General features: G+C 62.2%; 21 protein-coding genes. 16 read left to right on the plus strand and 5 right to left on the minus strand.

What is annotated here, in order from left to right; genetic code table 11:
• Positions 1-13: 13 nt before the first annotated feature.
• The 4 genes from C7A17_RS24665 to C7A17_RS24680 form a co-directional block, all read right to left on the minus strand.
• Positions 14-811, minus strand: a complete 798-nt coding sequence (locus tag C7A17_RS24665) for a transglutaminase family protein (protein WP_106741720.1) — start codon at positions 809-811, stop codon at positions 14-16.
• Positions 808-1,758, minus strand: coding sequence for an alpha-E domain-containing protein (locus C7A17_RS24670; RefSeq protein WP_106741723.1), 951 nt, complete (start codon positions 1,756-1,758; stop codon positions 808-810). The genes C7A17_RS24665 and C7A17_RS24670 overlap by 4 nt, the downstream gene beginning before the upstream one ends.
• Positions 1,759-1,760: 2 nt before the next feature.
• Positions 1,761-3,170, minus strand: coding sequence for a circularly permuted type 2 ATP-grasp protein (locus tag C7A17_RS24675; protein WP_106741726.1), 1,410 nt, complete (start codon positions 3,168-3,170; stop codon positions 1,761-1,763).
• A gap of 385 nt (positions 3,171-3,555) precedes the next feature.
• Positions 3,556-4,230 (minus strand): alpha/beta fold hydrolase, encoded by a 675-nt coding sequence (locus C7A17_RS24680; protein ID WP_199796371.1) that lies wholly within the window; start codon positions 4,228-4,230, stop codon positions 3,556-3,558.
• A gap of 101 nt (positions 4,231-4,331) precedes the next feature.
• Between C7A17_RS24680 and ccoN (C7A17_RS24685) the strand changes: the two genes are divergently transcribed.
• From ccoN (C7A17_RS24685) to hemN, 15 genes are all read left to right on the plus strand, one after another.
• Positions 4,332-5,771: a cytochrome-c oxidase, cbb3-type subunit I gene (gene ccoN / locus C7A17_RS24685; protein WP_106741729.1), complete on the plus strand. Its 1,440-nt coding sequence runs from the start codon at positions 4,332-4,334 to the stop codon at positions 5,769-5,771.
• Entirely contained in the window at positions 5,771-6,379 is a 609-nt protein-coding gene (gene ccoO, locus C7A17_RS24690; protein WP_106741732.1) for a cytochrome-c oxidase, cbb3-type subunit II, read from the plus strand. The genes ccoN (C7A17_RS24685) and ccoO (C7A17_RS24690) overlap by 1 nt, the downstream gene beginning before the upstream one ends.
• Before the next feature lie 5 nt (positions 6,380-6,384).
• Positions 6,385-6,564, plus strand: a complete 180-nt coding sequence (locus C7A17_RS24695; protein ID WP_106741734.1) for a cbb3-type cytochrome oxidase subunit 3 — start codon at positions 6,385-6,387, stop codon at positions 6,562-6,564.
• Positions 6,561-7,487 carry a cytochrome-c oxidase, cbb3-type subunit III gene (gene ccoP / locus C7A17_RS24700; RefSeq protein WP_106741736.1) on the plus strand — a complete coding sequence of 309 codons (927 nt, stop codon included), beginning with the start codon at positions 6,561-6,563 and terminating at the stop codon, positions 7,485-7,487. Before C7A17_RS24695 ends, ccoP (C7A17_RS24700) begins: the two co-directional genes overlap by 4 nt.
• A gap of 354 nt (positions 7,488-7,841) precedes the next feature.
• Positions 7,842-9,284: a cytochrome-c oxidase, cbb3-type subunit I gene (gene ccoN, locus C7A17_RS24705; protein WP_106741739.1), complete on the plus strand. Its 1,443-nt coding sequence runs from the start codon at positions 7,842-7,844 to the stop codon at positions 9,282-9,284.
• Positions 9,284-9,892, plus strand: coding sequence for a cytochrome-c oxidase, cbb3-type subunit II (ccoO, locus tag C7A17_RS24710; protein ID WP_106741742.1), 609 nt, complete (start codon positions 9,284-9,286; stop codon positions 9,890-9,892). Before ccoN (C7A17_RS24705) ends, ccoO (C7A17_RS24710) begins: the two co-directional genes overlap by 1 nt.
• A gap of 6 nt (positions 9,893-9,898) precedes the next feature.
• Positions 9,899-10,087, plus strand: coding sequence for a CcoQ/FixQ family Cbb3-type cytochrome c oxidase assembly chaperone (locus C7A17_RS24715; RefSeq protein WP_017677205.1), 189 nt, complete (start codon positions 9,899-9,901; stop codon positions 10,085-10,087).
• Complete coding sequence (gene ccoP, locus C7A17_RS24720; RefSeq protein WP_106741745.1) at positions 10,084-11,079, plus strand: cytochrome-c oxidase, cbb3-type subunit III; 996 nt, start codon at positions 10,084-10,086, stop codon at positions 11,077-11,079. Before C7A17_RS24715 ends, ccoP (C7A17_RS24720) begins: the two co-directional genes overlap by 4 nt.
• Positions 11,080-11,236: 157 nt before the next feature.
• Complete coding sequence (gene ccoG, locus C7A17_RS24725) at positions 11,237-12,649, plus strand: cytochrome c oxidase accessory protein CcoG (protein ID WP_106741748.1); 1,413 nt, start codon at positions 11,237-11,239, stop codon at positions 12,647-12,649.
• A gap of 13 nt (positions 12,650-12,662) precedes the next feature.
• A complete protein-coding gene (locus C7A17_RS24730; RefSeq protein ID WP_106741751.1) occupies positions 12,663-13,181 on the plus strand; it encodes a FixH family protein in 519 nt (172 codons plus the stop codon).
• A gap of 8 nt (positions 13,182-13,189) precedes the next feature.
• Complete coding sequence (locus C7A17_RS24735; protein WP_106741754.1) at positions 13,190-15,586, plus strand: heavy metal translocating P-type ATPase; 2,397 nt, start codon at positions 13,190-13,192, stop codon at positions 15,584-15,586.
• 208 nt (positions 15,587-15,794) lie between these two features.
• Complete coding sequence (gene ccoS, locus C7A17_RS24740) at positions 15,795-16,004, plus strand: cbb3-type cytochrome oxidase assembly protein CcoS (RefSeq protein WP_106741757.1); 210 nt, start codon at positions 15,795-15,797, stop codon at positions 16,002-16,004.
• Positions 15,997-16,680, plus strand: a complete 684-nt coding sequence (locus tag C7A17_RS24745; protein WP_106741760.1) for a sulfite exporter TauE/SafE family protein — start codon at positions 15,997-15,999, stop codon at positions 16,678-16,680. The genes ccoS and C7A17_RS24745 overlap by 8 nt, the downstream gene beginning before the upstream one ends.
• Positions 16,681-16,741: 61 nt before the next feature.
• Positions 16,742-17,284: a hypothetical protein gene (locus tag C7A17_RS24750; protein WP_106741762.1), complete on the plus strand. Its 543-nt coding sequence runs from the start codon at positions 16,742-16,744 to the stop codon at positions 17,282-17,284.
• Between the two features lie 125 nt (positions 17,285-17,409).
• Positions 17,410-18,792: an oxygen-independent coproporphyrinogen III oxidase gene (gene hemN, locus C7A17_RS24755; RefSeq protein WP_106741764.1), complete on the plus strand. Its 1,383-nt coding sequence runs from the start codon at positions 17,410-17,412 to the stop codon at positions 18,790-18,792.
• 50 nt (positions 18,793-18,842) lie between these two features.
• Here the strand turns inward: hemN and C7A17_RS24760 are convergent, their stop codons facing one another.
• Positions 18,843-19,286: a hypothetical protein gene (locus C7A17_RS24760; protein ID WP_106741767.1), complete on the minus strand. Its 444-nt coding sequence runs from the start codon at positions 19,284-19,286 to the stop codon at positions 18,843-18,845.
• A 154-nt stretch (positions 19,287-19,440) separates the two neighbouring features.
• On the opposite strand from C7A17_RS24760, the gene fnr reads away from it, so the two are divergent.
• Complete coding sequence (gene fnr, locus C7A17_RS24765) at positions 19,441-20,175, plus strand: fumarate/nitrate reduction transcriptional regulator Fnr (protein ID WP_106741770.1); 735 nt, start codon at positions 19,441-19,443, stop codon at positions 20,173-20,175.
• The last annotated feature ends 15 nt before the right edge of the window (positions 20,176-20,190 follow it).

Consider the following 20,190-nt stretch of genomic DNA (forward strand, 5'->3'; position numbering starts at 1 on the left):
GCCTATTGGCGCCTCACTGCTGACGCACCTGCAACAACGGAGACACCTGCACCTGTGCGTGCATCTGCTCACAACCACCGCCCCGGCGCATGCCGCGTACCGGGCAGGCATCCAGATAATCCAGGCCGACTGCCAGCTTGAGGTGACGCTCCGGTCGTGCCAGGCAGTTGGTCACATCGAAGCTGTACCAGGCGTCGCCCACCCAGGCTTCGGCCCAGGCATGACTGGCCAGATGCTCGGAGTCATCGGTATAGAGATAGCCCGAGACGTAACGCGCCGGCACGCCCAGGCTGCGCGCACAGGCGAGAAAGGCATGGGTGTGATCCTGGCAAACCCCACGGCGACCGGCGAAGGCCTCGGCGGCGCTGGTGTCCACCTCGGTGATGCCAGGTTGATAGGCGATATGCGCGTTGAGCGCATGCATCAGGTCGATCAGGCCATTACGGTCACCACGCGCCTTGCCGTGTTGCGCGGCGAACTCGCGAATGGCGTCGTCGGCCTGGGTCAAGCGGGTGAAACGCAGGAATGGCAACGCCGATTGACGCTCGTGCTCGGCCTCGCAGGTTTCGTCGATCTCAACCTGGCCGCGGGCGCCGATGACGATGGACTCATGCGGCTCGTCGAGGGTCAGCACATGGAGGATGTTGCCGTAGGGGTCGAGCTGAGCGTGCACCGGGCGCGGCAGATCGAGCTGCCAACTGAGCACCTGCTGGCGCTCGCTGTCGTGCGGAGTCAGGCGCAGGTACTGGATGCTCGCGCGCACCTGATCATCGTAACGGTAGGTGGTGTCATGGCTGATCGAGAGTCTCATGCGACCTCCAGATAGGACGTATGGATGGTATTGCCCAGCTGGCGCACCAGCAGGATGAAGTCGGTAAGCCAGGCATGCAGGCCTTCGTCGAGCACTTCGTCGATGCTGGTGTAGCGCAACCGCGCATCCAGTTCGGCAGCCAGGCGCTGCGCCGGACGACCGTTCTCTCCGGGTAGACCCGCGAGCATCAGGTTGAGTTCTTCCATGCAGGCACGCAGTGAGCGCGGCACGTCGGGGCGCAGTAGCAACAGCTCGGCAACCTTGCGCGTGCGCGGCGAGCCACGGTAGATCTCGGCGAAAGCCTCGAACGAGGACAGCGCCCGCAGCAGTGCACTCCATTGGTAATAGCTGCGCGCGGTACGCTCTTCCAGCTCGTCGATTTCCTCGCCGAGCATCTCGTAGCGTGCATCGAGCAGGCGCAGGGTGTTGTCGGCACGCTCGATGAAGGTGCCCAGGCGGATGAAGCGGTAGGCCTCACCGCGCATGATGGTGCCGAAAGTGGCGCCGCGGAACAGGTGCGAACGTTCCTTGACCCACTCGCAGAAGCGGCTGATGCCGTAGCGCCCCAATCCCTGCTCGGCAATGCCGCGCATCTCCAGCCAGCTGGCGTTGATGTTCTCCCACATGTCGGCGGTGATCCGCCCACGCACCGCATGGGCGTTGCTGCGCGCAGCCTGCAGGCAGCAGTAGATGCTGCCCGGATTGCTCGCATCGAGGGCGAAGAAGTGCAGCATACGCTCGGCGTGTAGCGGGCCGTGGCGCTCCAGGTAGTCGTCCAGAGTCCCGGTGATCAACAGCGGCATGGCCAGTTCATCGAGGCCATCACCACGGCCGTCCTGCGGCATCAGTGACAACGAATAGCTGACGTCGAGCATGCGCGCCAGGTTCTCCGCACGCTCCAGGTAGCGCGACATCCAGTACAGATCGGAGGCAGTTCTCGAAAGCATATTCAGTCCTCCACCACCCAGGTGTCCTTGGTACCGCCGCCTTGCGACGAGTTGACCACCAGCGAGCCTTCGCGCAGTGCCACACGCGTCAGTCCACCGGGCACCAGGCGGGTTTCGCGGCCGGTCAGAACGAACGGACGCAGATCGATATGACGCGGTGCGATGCCGCGCTCGACGAAGGTCGGGCAGGTCGACAGGCTCAGCGTCGGCTGGGCGATGTAGGCCTCCGGCTTGGCGATCAGGCGCGCGCGGAAGTTCTCGATCTCGGCCTTGGTCGCCGCCGGGCCGACCAGCATGCCGTAGCCACCGGAGCCCTGGGTCTCCTTGACCACCAGTTCGGGCAGGTTGGCCAATACGTGGGAGAGTTCTTCCGGTTTGCGGCACTGCCAGGTCGGTACGTTCTTGAGGATCGGCTCCTCGTCCAGGTAGAAGCGGATCATGTCGCCGACATAGGGGTAGATCGACTTGTCGTCGGCCACGCCAGTGCCAATGGCGTTGGCCAGCACCACGTTGCGTGAGCGATAGGCCGAGAGCAGCCCGGGCACACCGAGCATCGAGTCGGGGTTGAAAGCCAGTGGATCGAGGAAGGCGTCATCGAGGCGGCGGTAGATCACATCCACCTGGCGCGCGCCGGCCGTGGTGCGCATGTACACCTTGTCGTCGCGCACGAACAGGTCGGCGCCCTCGACCAGTTCCACACCCATCTCGCGGGCGAGGAAGGCGTGCTCGAAGTAGGCACTGTTGAAGCGCCCTGGGGTCAGCACCACCACGGTGGGGTTGTCCAGCGGGCTGGAACTCTTCAGCGCATCGAGCAGCAGATTCGGGTAGTGATCCACCGGCGCCACGCGTTGCGCGGCGAACAGCTCGGGGAACAGACGCATCATCATCTTGCGGTCTTCGAGCATGTAGCTCACACCGCTGGGCGTGCGCAGGTTGTCTTCCAGCACGTAGTAGCTGCCGTCGCCGTCACGCACCAGGTCGACCCCGGCGATGTGTGCGTAGATGTCACGGTGCAGGTCGAGGCCCTGCATGGCCATCTGGTAGCCCTCGTTGGCCAGCACCTGCTCGGCCGGGATGATCCCCGCCTTGATGATGCGCTGGTCATGGTAGAGGTCGGCGAGGAACAGGTTGAGCGCCTGCACGCGCTGGATGCAGCCGCGTTCGACGATGCGCCATTCGCTGGCGGGGATGGAGCGAGGAATGATGTCGAAAGGAATCAGGCGTTCGGTGCCTTGATCGTCACCATAGAGGGTGAACGTGATACCAGCTCTGTGGAACAGGAGATCCGCCTCTCGGCGGCGCTGGGCCAGCAGATCGTCGGGGGTGTCGGCCAACCAGCGGGCGAACTCCCGATAATGCGGGCGGACTGCACCGCTCGCGTCGTACATCTCGTCATAAAAGGTGCGGGCCATGCCGTACTCCTTGTCACCCGGACTTGCAGCATCCTCTGCAAGGCCCGAGCCAGCACAATTAATCCTTTAATTTCAAACAGATACCAACAACACCCAAACAAAGCGCACCACAATGGTGCTGCGCAATGTTTCTGTCACGTGGCGCCGCCCCATTGCGTGGCACAGCAACATCCCACTGGCCATGGGCAGTTCGCGGTGAAGGCAAAAAGTCTGTAGCCCCTTACCCTGTCGCGAACTCGGACACGTACCTGTCACATTGCGTGACCGACCGGTCAAGCGCAACCGCTTTTGCAGCCGTCACGCTCGTAAAAACGTGTCTGAATGAGAGGTAGCCGAATGAAATTCAGGAGCGGGCTCCTAGGGTGTAAGCATGCAAAGCCCCGCTTCAGCTTACGCCCAGAAAATCGGTGATGACCCGAGTGGCAGTCTCGAGATGCTGCTCATGACTGAAACCGGAAGCCTTCAATGGCTTGAGGTCATGGTCACCTGCCTCCAGCCAGTGCAGCTCGATAGCTGCTGACAGGTTGTAACCGGCCACGGCTTCGCGGTTACCCAGGGCATCGCGCTCACCCTGAACGATCAGAGTCGGCGTTCGCAGCTCGGCCAGATGGGCGACGCGCGGCTTCTCCGGCTTGCCCGCGGCATAGAAGGGATAACCGAGACATATCAGCGCTGCTGCATCCAACTCGTCAGCCAGCAGACTGGCCATGCGTCCGCCCATGGACTTGCCGCCGATGGCTACCGGCCCTGCGACCTGTTGGCACACCTGGGCATACACCTCACGCCATTGCTGCAGCAGTTGCGCCTGCGGATTGGGGGGGCGCCTGCGCCCATCCACACGTCGTTGCGCCATGTAAGCGAACTCGAAGCGCACTACCCGCACACCACGCGCCGCAAGGCTCTGCGCCATGTGTTGCATGAACGGGCTGTCCATCGGTGCGCCTGCGCCATGCGCCAGGATCAGGGTCACGTCTGCTCCCTGCGGCGCTTCGTCCCACAGCCAGGGCTGCCTCCCCTCACATTGACCCGCGTCAATAAACCCAGATGGCCCTTTGCTCATGCTTGCCTCGCGTCGATATCCGTGGTGTCCGTGGCTTGCTCATGCCTGCGGCCGCCACGGTTATCGGACGCTCTGCCATAACCGTGTATGGAAGCCCAGACATGAACACAACAACCCGTTCCGCCTACAACTACAGGGTGGTTCGCCAGTTCGCCATTATGACGGTGGTTTGGGGCATCGTTGGTATGGGACTCGGCGTTTTCATCGCCGCCCAACTGGCTTGGCCCGACCTCAACTTCAACCTACCCTGGACCAGCTTCGGCCGGCTCCGCCCCCTGCACACCAATGCGGTGATCTTCGCATTCGGTGGCTGCGCCTTGTTCGCCACCAGCTACTACTCGGTACAACGTACCTGCCAGACCACGCTGTTCGCACCCAAACTGGCTGCCTTCACCTTCTGGGGTTGGCAACTGGTGATCGTACTGGCTGCCGTCAGCCTGCCGCTGGGCTGGACCAGCTCCAAGGAATATGCCGAACTGGAGTGGCCGATCGATATCCTGATCACCATCGTGTGGGTGTCCTATGCCATCGTGTTTTTCGGCACAGTGATGCAGCGCAAGGTCAGCCACATCTACGTGGGTAACTGGTTCTTCGGTAGTTTCATCCTCACCGTGGCCATCCTGCACGTGATCAACAACCTGGAAATCCCGGTCACTCTGACCAAGTCCTACTCGCTCTACGCGGGCGCCACCGATGCCATGGTGCAGTGGTGGTACGGCCACAATGCCGTGGGCTTCTTCCTGACCGCCGGATTCCTGGGGATGATGTACTACTTCGTGCCCAAGCAGGCAGGCCGGCCGGTCTATTCCTACCGCCTCTCCATCGTCCACTTCTGGGCGCTGATCACCCTGTACATCTGGGCTGGTCCACACCACCTGCACTACACGGCTCTGCCAGACTGGGCCCAGTCGCTCGGTATGGTGATGTCGCTGGTTCTGCTGGCACCGAGCTGGGGCGGCATGATCAACGGCATGATGACCCTCTCGGGTGCCTGGCACAAACTGCGTACCGACCCGATCCTGCGCTTCCTGGTGGTATCCCTGGCCTTCTACGGCATGTCCACCTTCGAAGGCCCGATGATGGCCATCAAGACCGTCAACGCCCTGTCCCACTACACCGACTGGACCATCGGCCACGTGCACGCTGGCGCATTGGGCTGGGTGGCCATGGTGTCGATCGGTGCGTTGTATCACCTGATCCCGAAGGTGTTCGGTCGCGAACAGATGCACAGCATCGGCCTGATCAACGGCCACTTCTGGCTGGCCACCATCGGCACCGTGCTCTACATCGCCTCGATGTGGGTCAACGGCATCACTCAGGGCCTGATGTGGCGTGCAGTCAACGAAGACGGCACCCTCACCTACTCCTTCGTCGAGGCGCTGGAAGCCAGCCATGTCGGCTTCGTGGTGCGGGTGATCGGCGGCGCCATCTTCTTCAGCGGCATGCTGCTGATGGCCTGGAACGTCTGGCTGACCGTGCGTAGCGCCAAATCGACCGAGATGGAAGCGGCTGCGCAGTTCTCGGTAGAAGGAGCCCACTGATGAAACACGAGATTCTCGAGAAGAACATCGGCCTGATGGCGCTGCTGATGGTGATTGCCGTCAGCATCGGCGGCCTGACCCAGATCGTCCCGCTGTTCTTCCAGGACATCACCAACGAGCCGGTGGAAGGCCTCAAGCCCTACAACGCGCTGCAACTGGAAGGTCGCGACATCTACATCCGTGAAGGCTGCGTCGGCTGCCACTCGCAGATGATCCGTCCGTTCCGCGCCGAGACCGAGCGTTACGGCCACTACTCCGTCGCGGGTGAAAGCGTCTGGGATCACCCCTTCCTGTGGGGCTCCAAGCGCACCGGCCCGGATCTGGCTCGCGTCGGCGCGCGGTACTCTGACGAGTGGCATCGCGCCCACCTGTACAACCCGCGCAACGTCGTACCTGAGTCGATCATGCCCGCCTACCCCTGGTTGGTGGAGCACACCCTCGACGGCAAGGACACCGCCAAGAAGATGAGCGCCCTGCGCACCCTCGGCGTGCCATACAGCGAAGAGGACATCACCGGCGCCAGCGACGCGGTCAAGGGTAAGAGCGAGATGGATGCTCTGGTCGCTTACCTGCAGGTGCTTGGCACCGCCGTGAAGAACAAGAGGTGAGTGCCATGTTCGAGCTTATCGATATCGGCACCCTGCGCGGCCTAGGCACTGCGCTGGTTCTGATCGCCTTCACCGCCGTCACCCTCTGGGCCTATAGCGGCAAACGCCGCGACGCCTTCGCCGATGCGGCCAACCTGCCCTTCGCCGACGAGCCCAAGCCCGCCGTTACGAGGATCCAAGCATGACCACCTTCTGGAGTTGGTACATCACCCTGCTGACCGTCGGTTCGCTGGTCGCGCTGTTCTGGCTGATCTTCGCCACCCGCAAGAGCGAAGTGCACAAGAACCCGACCGAGCAGACCATGGGCCACGCCTTCGATGGTATCGAGGAGTACGACAACCCACTGCCCAAGTGGTGGTTCATGCTGTTCCTCGGCACCCTGGTGTTCTCCGTCGGCTACCTGCTGCTGTATCCGGGCCTGGGCAACTTCAAAGGCCTGCTGCCTGGCTACAAGGACGGCTGGACTCAGGTCAACCAGTGGCAGCGCGAGATGGATCGTGCCGATGAGCTGTATGGCCCGATCTTCGCCAAGTACGCCGCAATGCCGATCGAGGACGTGGCCAAGGACGAACGCGCGCTGAAAATGGGCGGTCGCCTGTTCGCCTCCAACTGCGCCGTGTGCCACGGTTCGGACGCCAAGGGCAGCTACGGCTTCCCCAACCTGGCCGACAACAGCTGGCGCTGGGGCGGCGAGCCGGAAACCATCAAGACCACCATCATGCATGGTCGTATCGGTGTAATGCCGGCACAAGGCCCGATGATCGGCGAAGATGGCGTACGTAACGTCGCAGCTTACGTGCTCAGCGAACTGGGTGGCCGCGAGCTGCCGCAGGATGCGAACGCGGATGTAGCCGCCGGCAAGCAGATCTTCGCCACCCTCTGCTCCGCCTGCCACACCCCGGCCGGCACCGGCACGCCAGCAATGGGGGCACCGAACCTGACTCAGCCGAGCGCCTTCATCTACGGCAGCAGCTTCGCCCAGTTGCAGCAAACCATCCGCTACGGCCGTAGCGGCAACATGCCCGCCCAGGGCGACTTCCTCGGCAACGACAAGGCCCACCTGCTGGCCGCCTACGTCTACAAGCTGAGCCAGGAAAACGCCAAGTAACTCTGCTGTTAACCCTGCTGTACCGGCGACCGTCATAAGGTCGCCGGCCCCTCCTTATATATGTGCGACCCAGTGTCGCACCTGCCGACCAGCTGCCCTGCAAATTCCTTGACCTGGGCTAAGCTGCCTTTCAGTCGCCATTTGTCATAACTCCAAGGCGATCCTTCCTTAGCGCCGCGCAAACTGGTTGCGCCAAAAGCTGCCAGAGTAATTTTCTGACCGCCCGATATGGCCTCAGAAAGGCTCTGAAACCCTATTCGTGTCGGCACGTTACGTTGCAATGGCTACCTGCTTTCTCCATACTTGCCGCCGATTTTTGCCCCATAAAAATCCATTAACCGTGGAACCCCTAGCATGAGCACAGCAATCAGTCAGACTGCTTATAACTATAAGGTGGTCCGCCAGTTCGCCATTATGACGGTGATCTGGGGGGTCATTGGGATGGGTCTAGGCGTGTTCATCGCCGCACAACTCGTGTGGCCGGAACTCAACCTGGGCCTGCCGTGGACTAGCTTCGGCCGTCTGCGCCCGCTTCACACCAACGCGGTGATCTTCGCCTTCGGCGGATGCGCACTGTTCGCGACCTCGTACTACGTGGTCCAGCGCACCTGCCAAACGCGCCTGATTTCCGACGGTCTGGCTGCCTTCACCTTCTGGGGCTGGCAAGCAGTCATCGTGCTCGCGGTGATCACTCTGCCGATGGGTTACACCAGCTCCAAGGAATACGCTGAGCTGGAGTGGCCGATCGACGTGCTCCTGGGCATCGTCTGGATCACCTACCTGCTGGTGTTCTTCGGTACCATCGTCAAGCGCAAGACCAAGCACATCTATGTGGGCAACTGGTTCTTCGGTGCCTTCATCCTGGTTACCGCCATGCTGCACATCGTCAACAGCGCCGCCATGCCGGTGAGCCTGTTCAAGTCGTACTCGGCCTATGCCGGTGCTACCGACGCGATGATCCAGTGGTGGTACGGCCACAACGCCGTAGGCTTCTTCCTGACCACCGGCTTCCTGGGCATGATGTACTACTTCGTACCCAAGCAGGCCGAGCGTCCGATCTACTCCTACCGTCTGTCCATCGTCCACTTCTGGGCGCTGATCACCCTGTACATCTGGGCCGGCCCGCACCACCTGCACTACACCGCGCTGCCGGACTGGGCGCAGTCCCTGGGCATGGCCATGTCGGTCATCCTGCTGGCTCCGAGCTGGGGCGGCATGATCAACGGCATGATGAGCCTGTCCGGCGCCTGGCATAAGCTGCGCACCGACCCAATCCTGCGCTTCCTGGTGGTATCCCTGGCCTTCTACGGCATGTCCACCTTCGAAGGCCCGATGATGGCCATCAAGACCGTCAACGCCCTGTCCCACTACACCGACTGGACCATCGGCCACGTGCACGCTGGCGCCCTCGGCTGGGTAGCGATGATCTCCATCGGCTCGCTGTACCACCTGATCCCGAAAGTGTTCGGTCGTGAGCAGATGCACAGCATCGGCCTGATCAACGCACACTTCTGGCTGGCGACCATCGGCACCGTGCTGTACATCGCCTCGATGTGGGTCAACGGCATCACCCAAGGCCTGATGTGGCGTGCAGTCAACGAAGACGGCACCCTCACCTACTCCTTCGTCGAAGCCCTGGAAGCCAGCCATGCAGGCTATGTCGTACGCATGATCGGCGGTGCCTTCTTCGTGACCGGCATGCTGCTGATGGCTTACAACACCTTCCGCACCGTGCGTGCCGCCAAGCCGGCTGAATACGAAGCGGCTGCGCAGATTCCCGCCGGAGTAGCTCACTGATGAAACACGAAATCATCGAGAAGAATATCGGCCTGATGGCGTTGCTGATGGTGATTGCCGTCAGCATCGGTGGCCTGACTCAGATCGTCCCGCTGTTCTTCCAGGACGTTACCAACGAGCCGGTGGAAGGCCTCAAGCCCTACACCGCCATGCAACTGGAAGGTCGCGATATCTACATCCGTGAAGGCTGCGTCGGCTGCCACTCGCAGATGATCCGTCCGTTCCGCGCCGAAACCGAGCGCTACGGCCACTACTCCGTCGCTGGCGAAAGCGTCTGGGATCACCCCTTCCTGTGGGGTTCCAAGCGTACTGGCCCGGATCTGGCCCGCGTCGGCGGCCGTTACTCGGATGAATGGCATCGCGCCCACCTGTACAACCCGCGCAACGTCGTGCCTGAGTCGAAGATGCCTGCCTACCCATGGCTGGTGGAGAACAAGCTCGACGGTCGCGACACCGCCAAGAAGATGGAAGTCATGCGTGGCTTCGGCATCCCGTACACCGAAGAAGATATCGCCGGTGCCCGCGACGCAGTGAAAGGCAAGACCGAAATGGACGCGCTGATCGCGTACCTGCAGGTTCTCGGCACTTCCATCAAGAACAAACGGTAAGACGCTATGGACATCGGGATGATTCGCGGCATCGGCACGGCGGTGGTTTTCATCGCCTTCATCGGCGTGGTGCTCTGGGCTTACAGCAGCAAGCGCAAGTCCAGCTTCGACGAAGCTGCCAACCTGCCCTTCGCCGACGATCCCAAGCCCGAGTCCAAGCGCGATCAGGACTCTTCCAGGAGCAATAACCAATGACCACGTTCTGGAGTTGGTACGTAACCATTCTGTCTCTGGGCACCATCTTCGCCCTGACCTGGCTGATCTTCGGCACCCGTAAGGGCCAGCGCCAAGAGACCACCGATGAAACCGTCGGCCACAGCTTCGACGGCATCGAGGAGTATGACAACCCGCTGCCGAAGTGGTGGTTCATGCTGTTCGTCGCCACCATCATCTTCGCTCTGGGCTACCTCGCCCTGTACCCGGGCCTGGGCAACTGGAAAGGCGTGCTGCCGGGTTACAACTACCTCGATAACGAGAAGGAAACCCCCTTCGCTGCCGGCGTCCAGATCGCTGACGGCTCCATGCGTCACTCCGGCTGGACCGGTGTGCACCAGTGGGAGAAGGAAATGGCGCGCGCCGACGAGCAGTACGGTCCGCTGTTCGCCAAATACGCCGCCATGCCGATCGAGGAAGTGGCCAAGGACGAGCAAGCCCTGAAAATGGGTGGCCGCCTGTTCGCCTCCAACTGCTCCGTTTGCCACGGCTCCGATGCCAAGGGCAGCTACGGCTTCCCCAACCTGACCGACAACGAATGGCGCTGGGGCGGCGAGCCGGAAACCATCAAGACCACCATCCTGCATGGTCGCCAGGGCGCGATGCCGGCCCAAGGCCCGGCCATCGGCGAAGACGGCGTACGCAACGTCGCTGCCTACGTACTGACCCAACTGGCTGGTCGCCAACTGCCGGAAGGCGTTGAAGCCGATATCGAAGCAGGCCAGAAGGTCTTCGCCGGTACCTGCTTCGCCTGCCACGGCGCTGACGGCAAGGGTACTCCTGCCATGGGCGCACCGAACCTGACCAACCCGGCAGCGTTCATTTACGGCAGCAGCTATGCTCAACTGCAGCAGACCATCCGTTACGGTCGTCACGGCAACATGCCTGCCCAGGAAGAATTCCTCGGCAACGACAAGGTGCACCTGCTGGCCGCCTACGTGTACAGCCTGTCGCACAAGGCACAAGAGCAGTAAGCCTCACGGCCCTTGCCTGCAAGGGCCAAGCCGTCTGGGACGCGACCGCCGGTCGCACCCAGATGGTGCTTCATCAGGCGTACCATAGGGCAATCGTGAAACGACTCTGACCGCACGTACGGTCCGGGCTGCCAATCAACCGCCGTGGTATGCATTGATGAGCAAACAGATTCCCGTTCAGGACGTCACCCCTCCTTCTGCCAAGAACGCCAGCGTCGACCTCTACGCCAGCCAAGAGAAGATCTACACGCGCGCATTCACCGGGCTGTTCCGCAATCTGCGACTCGCTGGTGGCGCCCTCCTCTTCCTGCTGTTCTTCGGCACCGTATGGATCAACTGGAATGGCCATCAGGCCGTCTGGTGGAACCTGCCGGAACGCAAATTCCACATTTTCAGCGCAACCTACTGGCCGCAGGACTTCATGCTGCTGTCCTGGCTGCTGATCATCTGCGCCTTCGGCCTGTTCTTCATCACCGTGTTCGCCGGCCGCGTCTGGTGCGGCTATACCTGCCCGCAGAGCGTGTTCACCTGGGTATTCATGTGGGCCGAGAAGGTCACCGAGGGTGACCGCAACCAGCGCATGAAGCTGGACAAGCAGCCCATGAGCGGCAAGAAGCTGGCACGCAAGCTGGCCAAGCACAGCATCTGGATCGGCGTATCGCTGTTGACCGCCATTACCTTCGTTGGCTACTTCACGCCGATTCGTGATCTGGTCATCGAGATCTTCACCTTTGATGCCAGCGGCTGGGCCTACTTCTGGATCGGTTTCTTCACCCTCGCCACCTACGGCAACGCCGGCTGGCTGCGCGAACAGGTGTGCATCTACATGTGCCCCTATGCCCGCTTCCAGAGCGTGATGTTCGATCAGGACACCCTGATCGTCTCCTACGACCCGCGTCGCGGCGAATCGCGTGGCCCGCGCAAGAAGGACGCCGACTACAAGGCTCAGGGTCTCGGCGATTGCATCGATTGCAAGATGTGCGTGCAGGTCTGCCCTACCGGCATCGACATCCGCGATGGCCTGCAGATCGAATGCATCGGCTGCGCAGCGTGTATCGATGCCTGCGACGACATCATGGAGAAGATGAACTATCCCAAGGGGCTGATCAGCTACACCACTGAACACAACCTGTCCGGACGCAAGACGCACCTGCTGCGCCCACGCCTGATCGGGTACGCTGTCGCGCTGGTCGCCATGATCGGCCTGTTCGCCTGGGCCGTGGCCAACCGGCCGCTGGTCGAGCTGGACGTGCTCAAGGATCGCGTGCTGTTCCGCGAGAATGAGCGTGGCCACATCGAGAACGTCTACACCCTGAAGATCATGAACAAGGCGCAACGCGACATGACCTACGTGATCACCGCCGACGGCCTCGACGGCCTGGTGTACGAGGGCAAGCGCGAAGTGCGAGCCCTTGCGGGCGAGGTGTATTCCTTCCCGGTCGAGCTGTCCATCGCCCCGGAGAAGCTGCCATCGAGCGCCAACAACATCGTCTTCCACGTACAATCCGCGGATGACCCCAGTATCAAGAACGACGCCGACAGCCGCTTCATCGGCCCAAGCGTCCGCTGACAACGGAAAACGCATGACCGAGCAAACCACATCGCCAGTCAAACCCTGGTACAAGCAGTTCTGGCCCTGGTTCATCATCTTCCTGCTGGGCTACTCCGTGGTGCAGGGGCTGACCCTGCTCACCGTTGCCACGCGTAACCCACCAGGGTTGATCTCCGACGATTACTACGACGTCGGCAAAGGCATCAACCAGTCACTGGAGCGCGAAAAACTCGCTGAGCGCCTGCAGTTGCATGGCCAACTGGCGCTCGACAACACCACCGGTGTCGCCACCCTGACACTGGAAGGCAACAGCCGGCCGCAGCAGATCGTGCTCAACCTGATCTCGCCAACCCAGCCGGAGCGTGATCGCCGTGTCATCCTGCAACCCGCTGCCGACGGCCAGTACCGCGGGCAGATGGTCGATGAGGTCAGCGGTCGTCGCTTCGTCGAACTGCTCGGCCAGGAAGGCAGCCAGAACTGGCGCCTCTTCGAGGAAGAGAACATCACCGATGGCCAGACCATCATGATCGGTGACAATCCCTCCTACTGACCCAGCCGATGCCCGCCCCTACTCCTTGCTACCACTGTGGCCTGCCGGTGCCTGCCGGCAGCGCCTTTCGTGCCGACGTCCTCGGCCAGACTCGCGAGATGTGCTGTCCCGGCTGCCAGGCCGTGGCCGAAGCCATCGTTGCCGGTGGCCTGGAGCACTACTACAGCCATCGCAGTGAAAACGCCGCCAACCCCCAGGCACTGCCCCAGGCACTGCCTGACGAACTGGCGCTATACGACCGTAGCGACGTGCAGCAGCCCTTCGTACAGCATGAGGGCGAACTGAGCGAAACCCAGCTGTTGATCGAAGGCATCAGTTGCGCCGCCTGCGGCTGGCTGATCGAAAAACACCTGCGCGGCATACCGGGCGTGGCCGAAGCACATCTGAACCTGTCCAACCACCGCCTGCAGGTGCGCTGGCAGGACAGCCAAATTCCGCTGAGCAAACTGCTCGCCGAACTACGCCGCATCGGTTACGCGGCCCACCCCTGGCGAGCCGACGAAGCGGCCGCGCGCCTGGCGGCGGAAAACCGCCGGCGCATGCGCGAACTGGGCGTGGCCGGGTTGCTGTGGATGCAGGTGATGATGGCGACCATGGCCACCTGGCCGGAATTCAACATCGACCTGTCGCCAGAACTGGACAAGATCCTGCGCTGGACCAGCCTGTTCCTTACCACGCCGATCGTCTTCTATTGCTGCGGACAGTTCTTCCGTGGCGCCCTGCGCGACCTGCGCACGCGCCATCTGACCATGGACGTCTCGGTATCGCTGGCGATCGGTGGCGCCTATGTCGCCGGCATCTGGTCCACCATCACCGGTCACGGCGAGCTGTACTTCGATGCGGTGGGCATGTTTGCCCTGTTCCTGCTCGCCGGACGCTATCTCGAACGCCGCGCACGCGAGCGCACCGCCGCCGCCACCGCGCAGCTGGTGCAACTGCTGCCAGCGTCCTGCCTGCGCCTGGAAGACGATGGCCAGAGCCAGCGCATCCTGCTGAGCGAGCTGCGCATCGGTGAACGGGTGCTGGTGCAGCCAGGTTCGCTGATTCCTGCCGACGGCCAGGTGAGCGCCGGCCAATCCAGCATCGACGAGTCGCTGCTGACCGGCGAATACCTGCCGCAACCACGTGGCGTGGGCGATAGCGTCACGGCCGGCACCCTCAATGTCGAGGGGCCGCTGACAATCGAAGTCCAGGCACTGGGCGACGCCACGCGCCTGTCGGCCATCGTCCGCCTGCTGGAGCGCGCGCAAAGCGAGAAACCACGCCTGGCGGAAATCGCCGATCGCGTATCGCAGTGGTTCCTGTTGTTCATCCTGATCGCCGCCGCTTGCGTTGGCCTGGTCTGGTGGCAGATCGACAGCGCACGGGCTTTCTGGATCGTCCTTTCACTGCTGGTGGCCACCTGCCCCTGCGCACTGGCGCTGGCCACCCCGACGGCGCTGACTACTGCCACCGGCAGCCTGCACAAGCTGGGCATGCTGCTCACACGCGGGCATGTGCTCGAAGGCCTCAACCAGATCGACACGCTGGTATTGGACAAGACCGGTACGCTGACCGAGGGCCGTCTGACGCTCAAGGCCATCCACCCGCTGCGCGATCTCAACGAAGGTGACTGCCTGGCTCTGGCTGCCGCGCTGGAGAATCGCTCGGAACACCCCATTGCCCGCGCCTTCAGCCAGGCGCCACGTGCTGCGGAATCCGTCGACAGCCATCCAGGCCAGGGCCTGCAGGGCGTCGTCGACGGACGCCTGCTGCGCATCGGCGAAGCCCGTTTCGTCTGCGCCCTGAGTGGCCAGGCAGTGCCGTCGATTGCCAGCGAACACGGGCAATGGCTGCTGCTCGGCGATGAACGCGGGCCTCTGGCCTGGTTCGTCCTCGACGATCGCCTGCGCGAGGATGCGCCGCAATTGATCGAGGCAGCGCGCGCGCGCGGCTGGCACATCCAACTGCTCTCAGGCGACAGCTCGCCGATGGTCGGCGAAGTGGCGCGGCAACTGGGTATCGACGATGCCCGCGGTGGTCTGACGCCGGATGACAAGCTGGCCGTGCTCAAGCAACTGCACGGCGAAGGCCGTCGCGTGCTGATGCTCGGCGATGGCGTCAACGACGTGCCGGTGCTGGCGGCAGCCGATATCAGCGTGGCCATGGGTTCGGCCTCGGATCTGGCCAAGACCAGCGCCGACGCCGTCCTGCTGTCCAACCGCCTGAGCAGCCTGGTACAAGGCCTGAGCACGGCCAAACGCACCCGTCGTATCATCATCGAGAACCTGGCCTGGGCCAGTCTGTACAATGGCCTGGTACTGCCTTTTGCCGCCATGGGCTGGATTACGCCGATATGGGCTGCCGTGGGCATGTCGCTGAGCTCGCTGCTGGTGGTGCTCAACGCCCTGCGCCTGAGTCGGTAAGCAGCATTGATGCGGGGCGGATTCAGGAGCGAAGCGAACAATCCGCCGCTTGCCTAGACAGCCCATCGTCAGGCGTACTGTTTCGCGAGCACACCTCACGGCGTTCGATCTCGATAGTGTGAGGCTTAGCGCTTCGTAAGCAGATCGCCGCCCGGTACGCCCTACGTAGCCGAGCAGTAGCTCCCCAGCCCCAATTCCCGGAGACCACATGTCCGCCCTCTACATCCTGATTCCCGTAGCCATCGGCCTGGTCGGTTTCGCCATCTGGCTGTTCTTCTGGGCGGTGGACAGCGGCCAGTACGACGACCTCGATGGCCCGGCGCACAGCATTCTGTTCGACGACGAAGACCCGCTGCACAAGGCCGGCATCGAGCAGGCCAAAGGCGACGATGTGGAACAGGATCGACCGCGTGACTGAACTGCTGCCTCTGCTGCTGTCGGCGCTGATTCTCGGCCTGCTCGGCGGCGGACATTGCCTGGGCATGTGCGGCGGCCTGATGGGCGCACTCACCCTGGCCATTCCTCCTGAACAGCGCAGTCGCCGCCTGCAACTGCTGCTGGCCTACAACCTGGGGCGCATTCTCAGCTACGCCACTGCCGGCCTGCTCATAGGCCTGGCGGGCTGGGCTGTGGCCGGTAGTGCTGCCGAAGTGGTCATGCGCTCGCTGGCCGCTCTACTGCTGATTGCCATGGGCTTGTACCTGGCCGGCTGGTGGAGCGGCCTAACCCGTATCGAAGCACTGGGTCGCGGCCTCTGGCGTCATATCCAACCGCTGACCCGGCGTTTCATGCCGGTCACCAGCCTGCCTCGAGCCATGGTGCTCGGTGGCCTGTGGGGTTGGCTGCCCTGCGGCTTGGTCTACAGTACGCTGCTGTGGGCTTCCAGCCAGGGCAACGCGATCAACAGTGCGCTATTGATGCTGGCCTTCGGTCTGGGCACCTGGCCGGTATTGCTGGCAACTGGCCTCGCAGCCGAGCGCATCACAGCCCTGTTACGCAAACGGGGCGTTCGTGTGGCTGGTGGACTGCTGGTCATTCTGTTTGGTATCTGGACACTGCCAGGCCCACACCAGCACTGGCTGATGGGGCACTGAGCAGGCGCAAGGAATATACCCAGGATTCAGCCTGGGAGCTGACAAGCCGCAAGGAGGCGACATGAACAATCGTAACGATGGAATTATTCACGACACGGAAGACAAGGGCTGGTGGTGCCATCACGGACTCGAACTGGAACGCAGCTTCGTTGCGCTGTGCAACACCCACCTGAACCTGTCCGCCTGGGAAAACCCGGAGAAACGTGACAACCCCTACGCACCGGATCTGATCGTCGCTGGCCGCGTGGCCGATCTGAAGGTGCAGAACACCCCCTTCTTCGTCTCGCGTCGTTACGACATGGATCCGCGCCGTACGGTCACCTTCAACCGCAAGGACTACGAACGCTACAGCGAGCTCTACCCCGATATCGATATCTACTTCTGGGTGGACTGGACGCAAACGGAGTCGAAGTACGGCCGCGTCGACTACCTGGCCGGCATCTACAGCCTGCCTTTCGTCACCCTTGCTGGATTGATCGAAAGCGGAGCGCCAGAGCATCACTACATTCACCGCCGCGATGACACCCAGGGCAATGCCAAGTCCTCGTTCCTGCTGAGCCTGGACGCCTTCGACATACTGCTCGAAAAAGACCGGCGACTGTAGCTCGAGATGGCACAGAGCATCGGCGCCGACGCAACGCGCACCGTCCACGGCCGTTGATACAGGTCAAGGCTCAAGGCAGGCCAGCTCTCTAGACTGGCCGCACAGCCTGTCCAGGATTCTTTCCCATGCTCGACACCATCCAGTGGGACGCCGCCCTGATCCGCCGCTACGATCTCGCCGGCCCGCGTTACACCTCCTACCCGACTGCCGTGCAGTTTCATGACGACATCGGCCCATTCGACCTGCTGCACGCCCTGCGCGACAGCCGCAAGGCGCAACGCCCGCTGTCGCTGTACGTGCACATCCCGTTCTGCGCACACATTTGCTACTACTGCGCCTGCAACAAGGTGATCACCAAGGATCGCGGCCGCGCTCTGCCCTATCTGGAAAAACTCGAGCGCGAAATCGAGATCGTCAGCCGTTACGTGGACAAGTCCCAGCCCATCGAACAGCTGCATTTCGGCGGTGGAACGCCCACCTTCCTCAATCACGACGAACTGCGCCGCCTGATGCAGCACCTGCGCCAGCACTTCAATCTGCTGGACGATGACAGCGGCGACTACAGCATCGAGATCGACCCACGTGAAGCCGATTGGTCGACCATGGGCCTGCTGCGCGAGCTGGGTTTCAACCGTGTCAGCCTCGGCGTACAGGATCTCGATCCGGAGGTTCAGCGCGCAGTCAATCGCCTGCAGACCCTCGAGGAAACCCGCGCCATCATCGAAGCGGCACGCACACTGCAATTTCGCTCGGTGAACATCGACCTGATCTACGGCCTGCCCAAGCAGACGCCGGAGCGCTTCGCCCGTACCGTGGCCGAAGTGATCGCCCTGCAACCGGATCGGCTGTCCCTGTTCAACTACGCCCATCTGCCCGAGCGCTTCATGCCGCAACGCCGCATCAGCGCCGACGACCTGCCCAACCCGGCGGATAAGCTGGCCATGCTGCAGAGCAGCATCGAGCAACTGACCCGTGCCGGCTACCGCTACATCGGCATGGATCACTTCGCCCTGCCCGACGACGAGCTGGCCATTGCTCAGGAAGAAGGCACGCTGCAGCGCAACTTCCAGGGCTACACCACACATGGCCATTGCGACCTGATCGGCCTGGGTGTTTCCGCCATCAGCCAGATCGGCGATCTCTACAGTCAGAACGACAGCGACATCGCCAACTACCAGCAAAGTCTGGGCAACGGCCAGTTGGCAACGCGCCGCGGCCTGCACTGCAATGCAGACGACCGCCTGCGCCGCGCCGTGATCCAGCAGTTGATCTGTCATTTCGAGTTGCGCTTCGCCGATATCGAGCAAGCGCATGGGGTGGTGTTCCGTGATTACTTCGCCGCGCTATGGCCCGAGCTGGAACAACTCGCTCGCGACGGCCTGATCGCGCTCGACGAGCAGGGTATCGAAGTACGCCCTGCCGGCCGTCTGCTAGTGCGTTCGCTGTGCATGCTGTTCGATCGCTATCTCAACGACCAGGTGCGCCAGCGCTTCTCTCGGGTGATCTGAAGAACACGTAAAACGCCCCATGACGGTTAAGTCCATCACGGGGCGATACTTCAGCCCATCGCCAGCGTGGCAGCGGTCTGCATCTGCTCGCTCGACAGACCGTTCTCGCGCATCAGTTTGATCAGGTTGGCATTGGCCGCCGTCAGCGCGCTGTTGAGCGAAGCGAGTTCGGTCTGCAGCGCTTCCAGTTGCTGACGCTTGGTTTCCGGATCGAGACTCTGGTCACTCATTATCGCCTCGACCTGAGCCTGCTTCTCGACGATCTGCGCACGCAGCTCGCGAATCATCTTGAGCAGATCCTTGATTGCCTGAGGCAGGTCACTGCCGTCGATATCTTCATTCTTGTCGGGCTTGGCCGACATACTCTTGCCCAGCTCGGACAAGCTCACACGCAACCCCTCGCGCACCTGCTCCGGAGTTTGCTCGACTGCGTTAAATTGTCGCTGAACCCCCTCGACCAGATTGTTCAGAGGCCCGGTGGATTGGATGCGCATCGCGCTGCTCCCTGCGTTGGACTATGGTTCTACAGCCGCTATCGGCACCCGTGAGACAAACTTGAGTATTCGGTCAGAACGTCTTATGGCTGGCCCCTACCCGCCCCCTGGGGTAACCTTACGGTCATTGCGTGTTTATTCGGGAAGCCTAACGATGTCCGAGAGCATCAAGCTGCGTTCGCAGCACCAAGCCCATTGCAAGGATTGCAGCCTGGCCGCCCTGTGCCTGCCTATCTCCCTGAATCTGGAAGACATGGACGCGCTGGACGAAATCGTCAAACGCGGCCGCCCACTGAAAAAAGGCGAATTCCTCTTCCGCCAGGGTGATGCTTTCGGCTCGGTGTTCGCCGTGCGCTCCGGTGCACTGAAGACCTTCAGCCTGAGCGATTCAGGCGAGGAACAGATCACCGGCTTCCACCTGCCCAGCGAGCTGGTTGGTCTTTCCGGTGTCGACGGCGAGCGCTACCCAGTCTCGGCCCAGGCACTGGAAACCACCTCGGTTTGCGAAATTCCCTTCGAGCGTCTCGATGACCTGGCGCTGCAACTGCCCCAGCTGCGCCGCCAACTGATGCGCATCATGAGCCGCGAGATTCGTGACGATCAGCAGATGATGCTGCTGTTGTCGAAGAAAACCGCCGACGAACGCATCGCCACCTTCCTGGTCAACCTCTCCGCCCGCTTCCGCGCCCGCGGTTTCTCGGCCAACCAGTTCCGCCTGGCCATGTCGCGCAACGAAATTGGTAACTATTTGGGTCTTGCCGTGGAAACGGTCTCTCGCGTATTTACCCGCTTCCAACAAAACAAGCTGCTCGAAGCCGAAGGCAAGGAAGTGCATATTCTCGACCCCATCGAGCTATGCGCCTTGGCTGGAGGTAATCTAGACGTCTGAGCCCGCTCCTGCATT

The sequence above is a fragment of the Pseudomonas mendocina genome (assembly GCF_003008615.1).
Lineage (GTDB): Bacteria > Pseudomonadota > Gammaproteobacteria > Pseudomonadales > Pseudomonadaceae > Aquipseudomonas > Aquipseudomonas mendocina_C.

Excerpts from the sequence above, each read along its gene's own strand:
- C7A17_RS24665 (WP_106741720.1), bottom strand. The coding sequence starts at position 811 with ATGAGACTCTCGATCAGCCATGACACCACCTACCGTTACGATGATCAG.
- ccoO (WP_106741732.1), top strand. The coding sequence starts at position 5,771 with ATGAAACACGAGATTCTCGAGAAGAACATCGGCCTGATGGCGCTGCTG.
- C7A17_RS24730 (WP_106741751.1), top strand. The coding sequence starts at position 12,663 with ATGACCGAGCAAACCACATCGCCAGTCAAACCCTGGTACAAGCAGTTC.
- hemN (WP_106741764.1), top strand. The coding sequence starts at position 17,410 with ATGCTCGACACCATCCAGTGGGACGCCGCCCTGATCCGCCGCTACGAT.
- ccoG (WP_106741748.1), top strand. The coding sequence starts at position 11,237 with ATGAGCAAACAGATTCCCGTTCAGGACGTCACCCCTCCTTCTGCCAAG.
- C7A17_RS24715 (WP_017677205.1), top strand. The coding sequence starts at position 9,899 with ATGGACATCGGGATGATTCGCGGCATCGGCACGGCGGTGGTTTTCATC.
- C7A17_RS24680 (WP_199796371.1), bottom strand. The coding sequence starts at position 4,230 with ATGAGCAAAGGGCCATCTGGGTTTATTGACGCGGGTCAATGTGAGGGG.
- C7A17_RS24760 (WP_106741767.1), bottom strand. The coding sequence starts at position 19,286 with ATGCGCATCCAATCCACCGGGCCTCTGAACAATCTGGTCGAGGGGGTT.
- C7A17_RS24695 (WP_106741734.1), top strand. The coding sequence starts at position 6,385 with ATGTTCGAGCTTATCGATATCGGCACCCTGCGCGGCCTAGGCACTGCG.
- ccoS (WP_106741757.1), top strand. The coding sequence starts at position 15,795 with ATGTCCGCCCTCTACATCCTGATTCCCGTAGCCATCGGCCTGGTCGGT.
- C7A17_RS24675 (WP_106741726.1), bottom strand. The coding sequence starts at position 3,170 with ATGGCCCGCACCTTTTATGACGAGATGTACGACGCGAGCGGTGCAGTC.
- C7A17_RS24670 (WP_106741723.1), bottom strand. The coding sequence starts at position 1,758 with ATGCTTTCGAGAACTGCCTCCGATCTGTACTGGATGTCGCGCTACCTG.
- C7A17_RS24735 (WP_106741754.1), top strand. The coding sequence starts at position 13,190 with ATGCCCGCCCCTACTCCTTGCTACCACTGTGGCCTGCCGGTGCCTGCC.
- ccoN (WP_106741729.1), top strand. The coding sequence starts at position 4,332 with ATGAACACAACAACCCGTTCCGCCTACAACTACAGGGTGGTTCGCCAG.
- ccoP (WP_106741745.1), top strand. The coding sequence starts at position 10,084 with ATGACCACGTTCTGGAGTTGGTACGTAACCATTCTGTCTCTGGGCACC.
- ccoP (WP_106741736.1), top strand. The coding sequence starts at position 6,561 with ATGACCACCTTCTGGAGTTGGTACATCACCCTGCTGACCGTCGGTTCG.
- ccoO (WP_106741742.1), top strand. The coding sequence starts at position 9,284 with ATGAAACACGAAATCATCGAGAAGAATATCGGCCTGATGGCGTTGCTG.
- fnr (WP_106741770.1), top strand. The coding sequence starts at position 19,441 with ATGTCCGAGAGCATCAAGCTGCGTTCGCAGCACCAAGCCCATTGCAAG.
- C7A17_RS24750 (WP_106741762.1), top strand. The coding sequence starts at position 16,742 with ATGAACAATCGTAACGATGGAATTATTCACGACACGGAAGACAAGGGC.
- ccoN (WP_106741739.1), top strand. The coding sequence starts at position 7,842 with ATGAGCACAGCAATCAGTCAGACTGCTTATAACTATAAGGTGGTCCGC.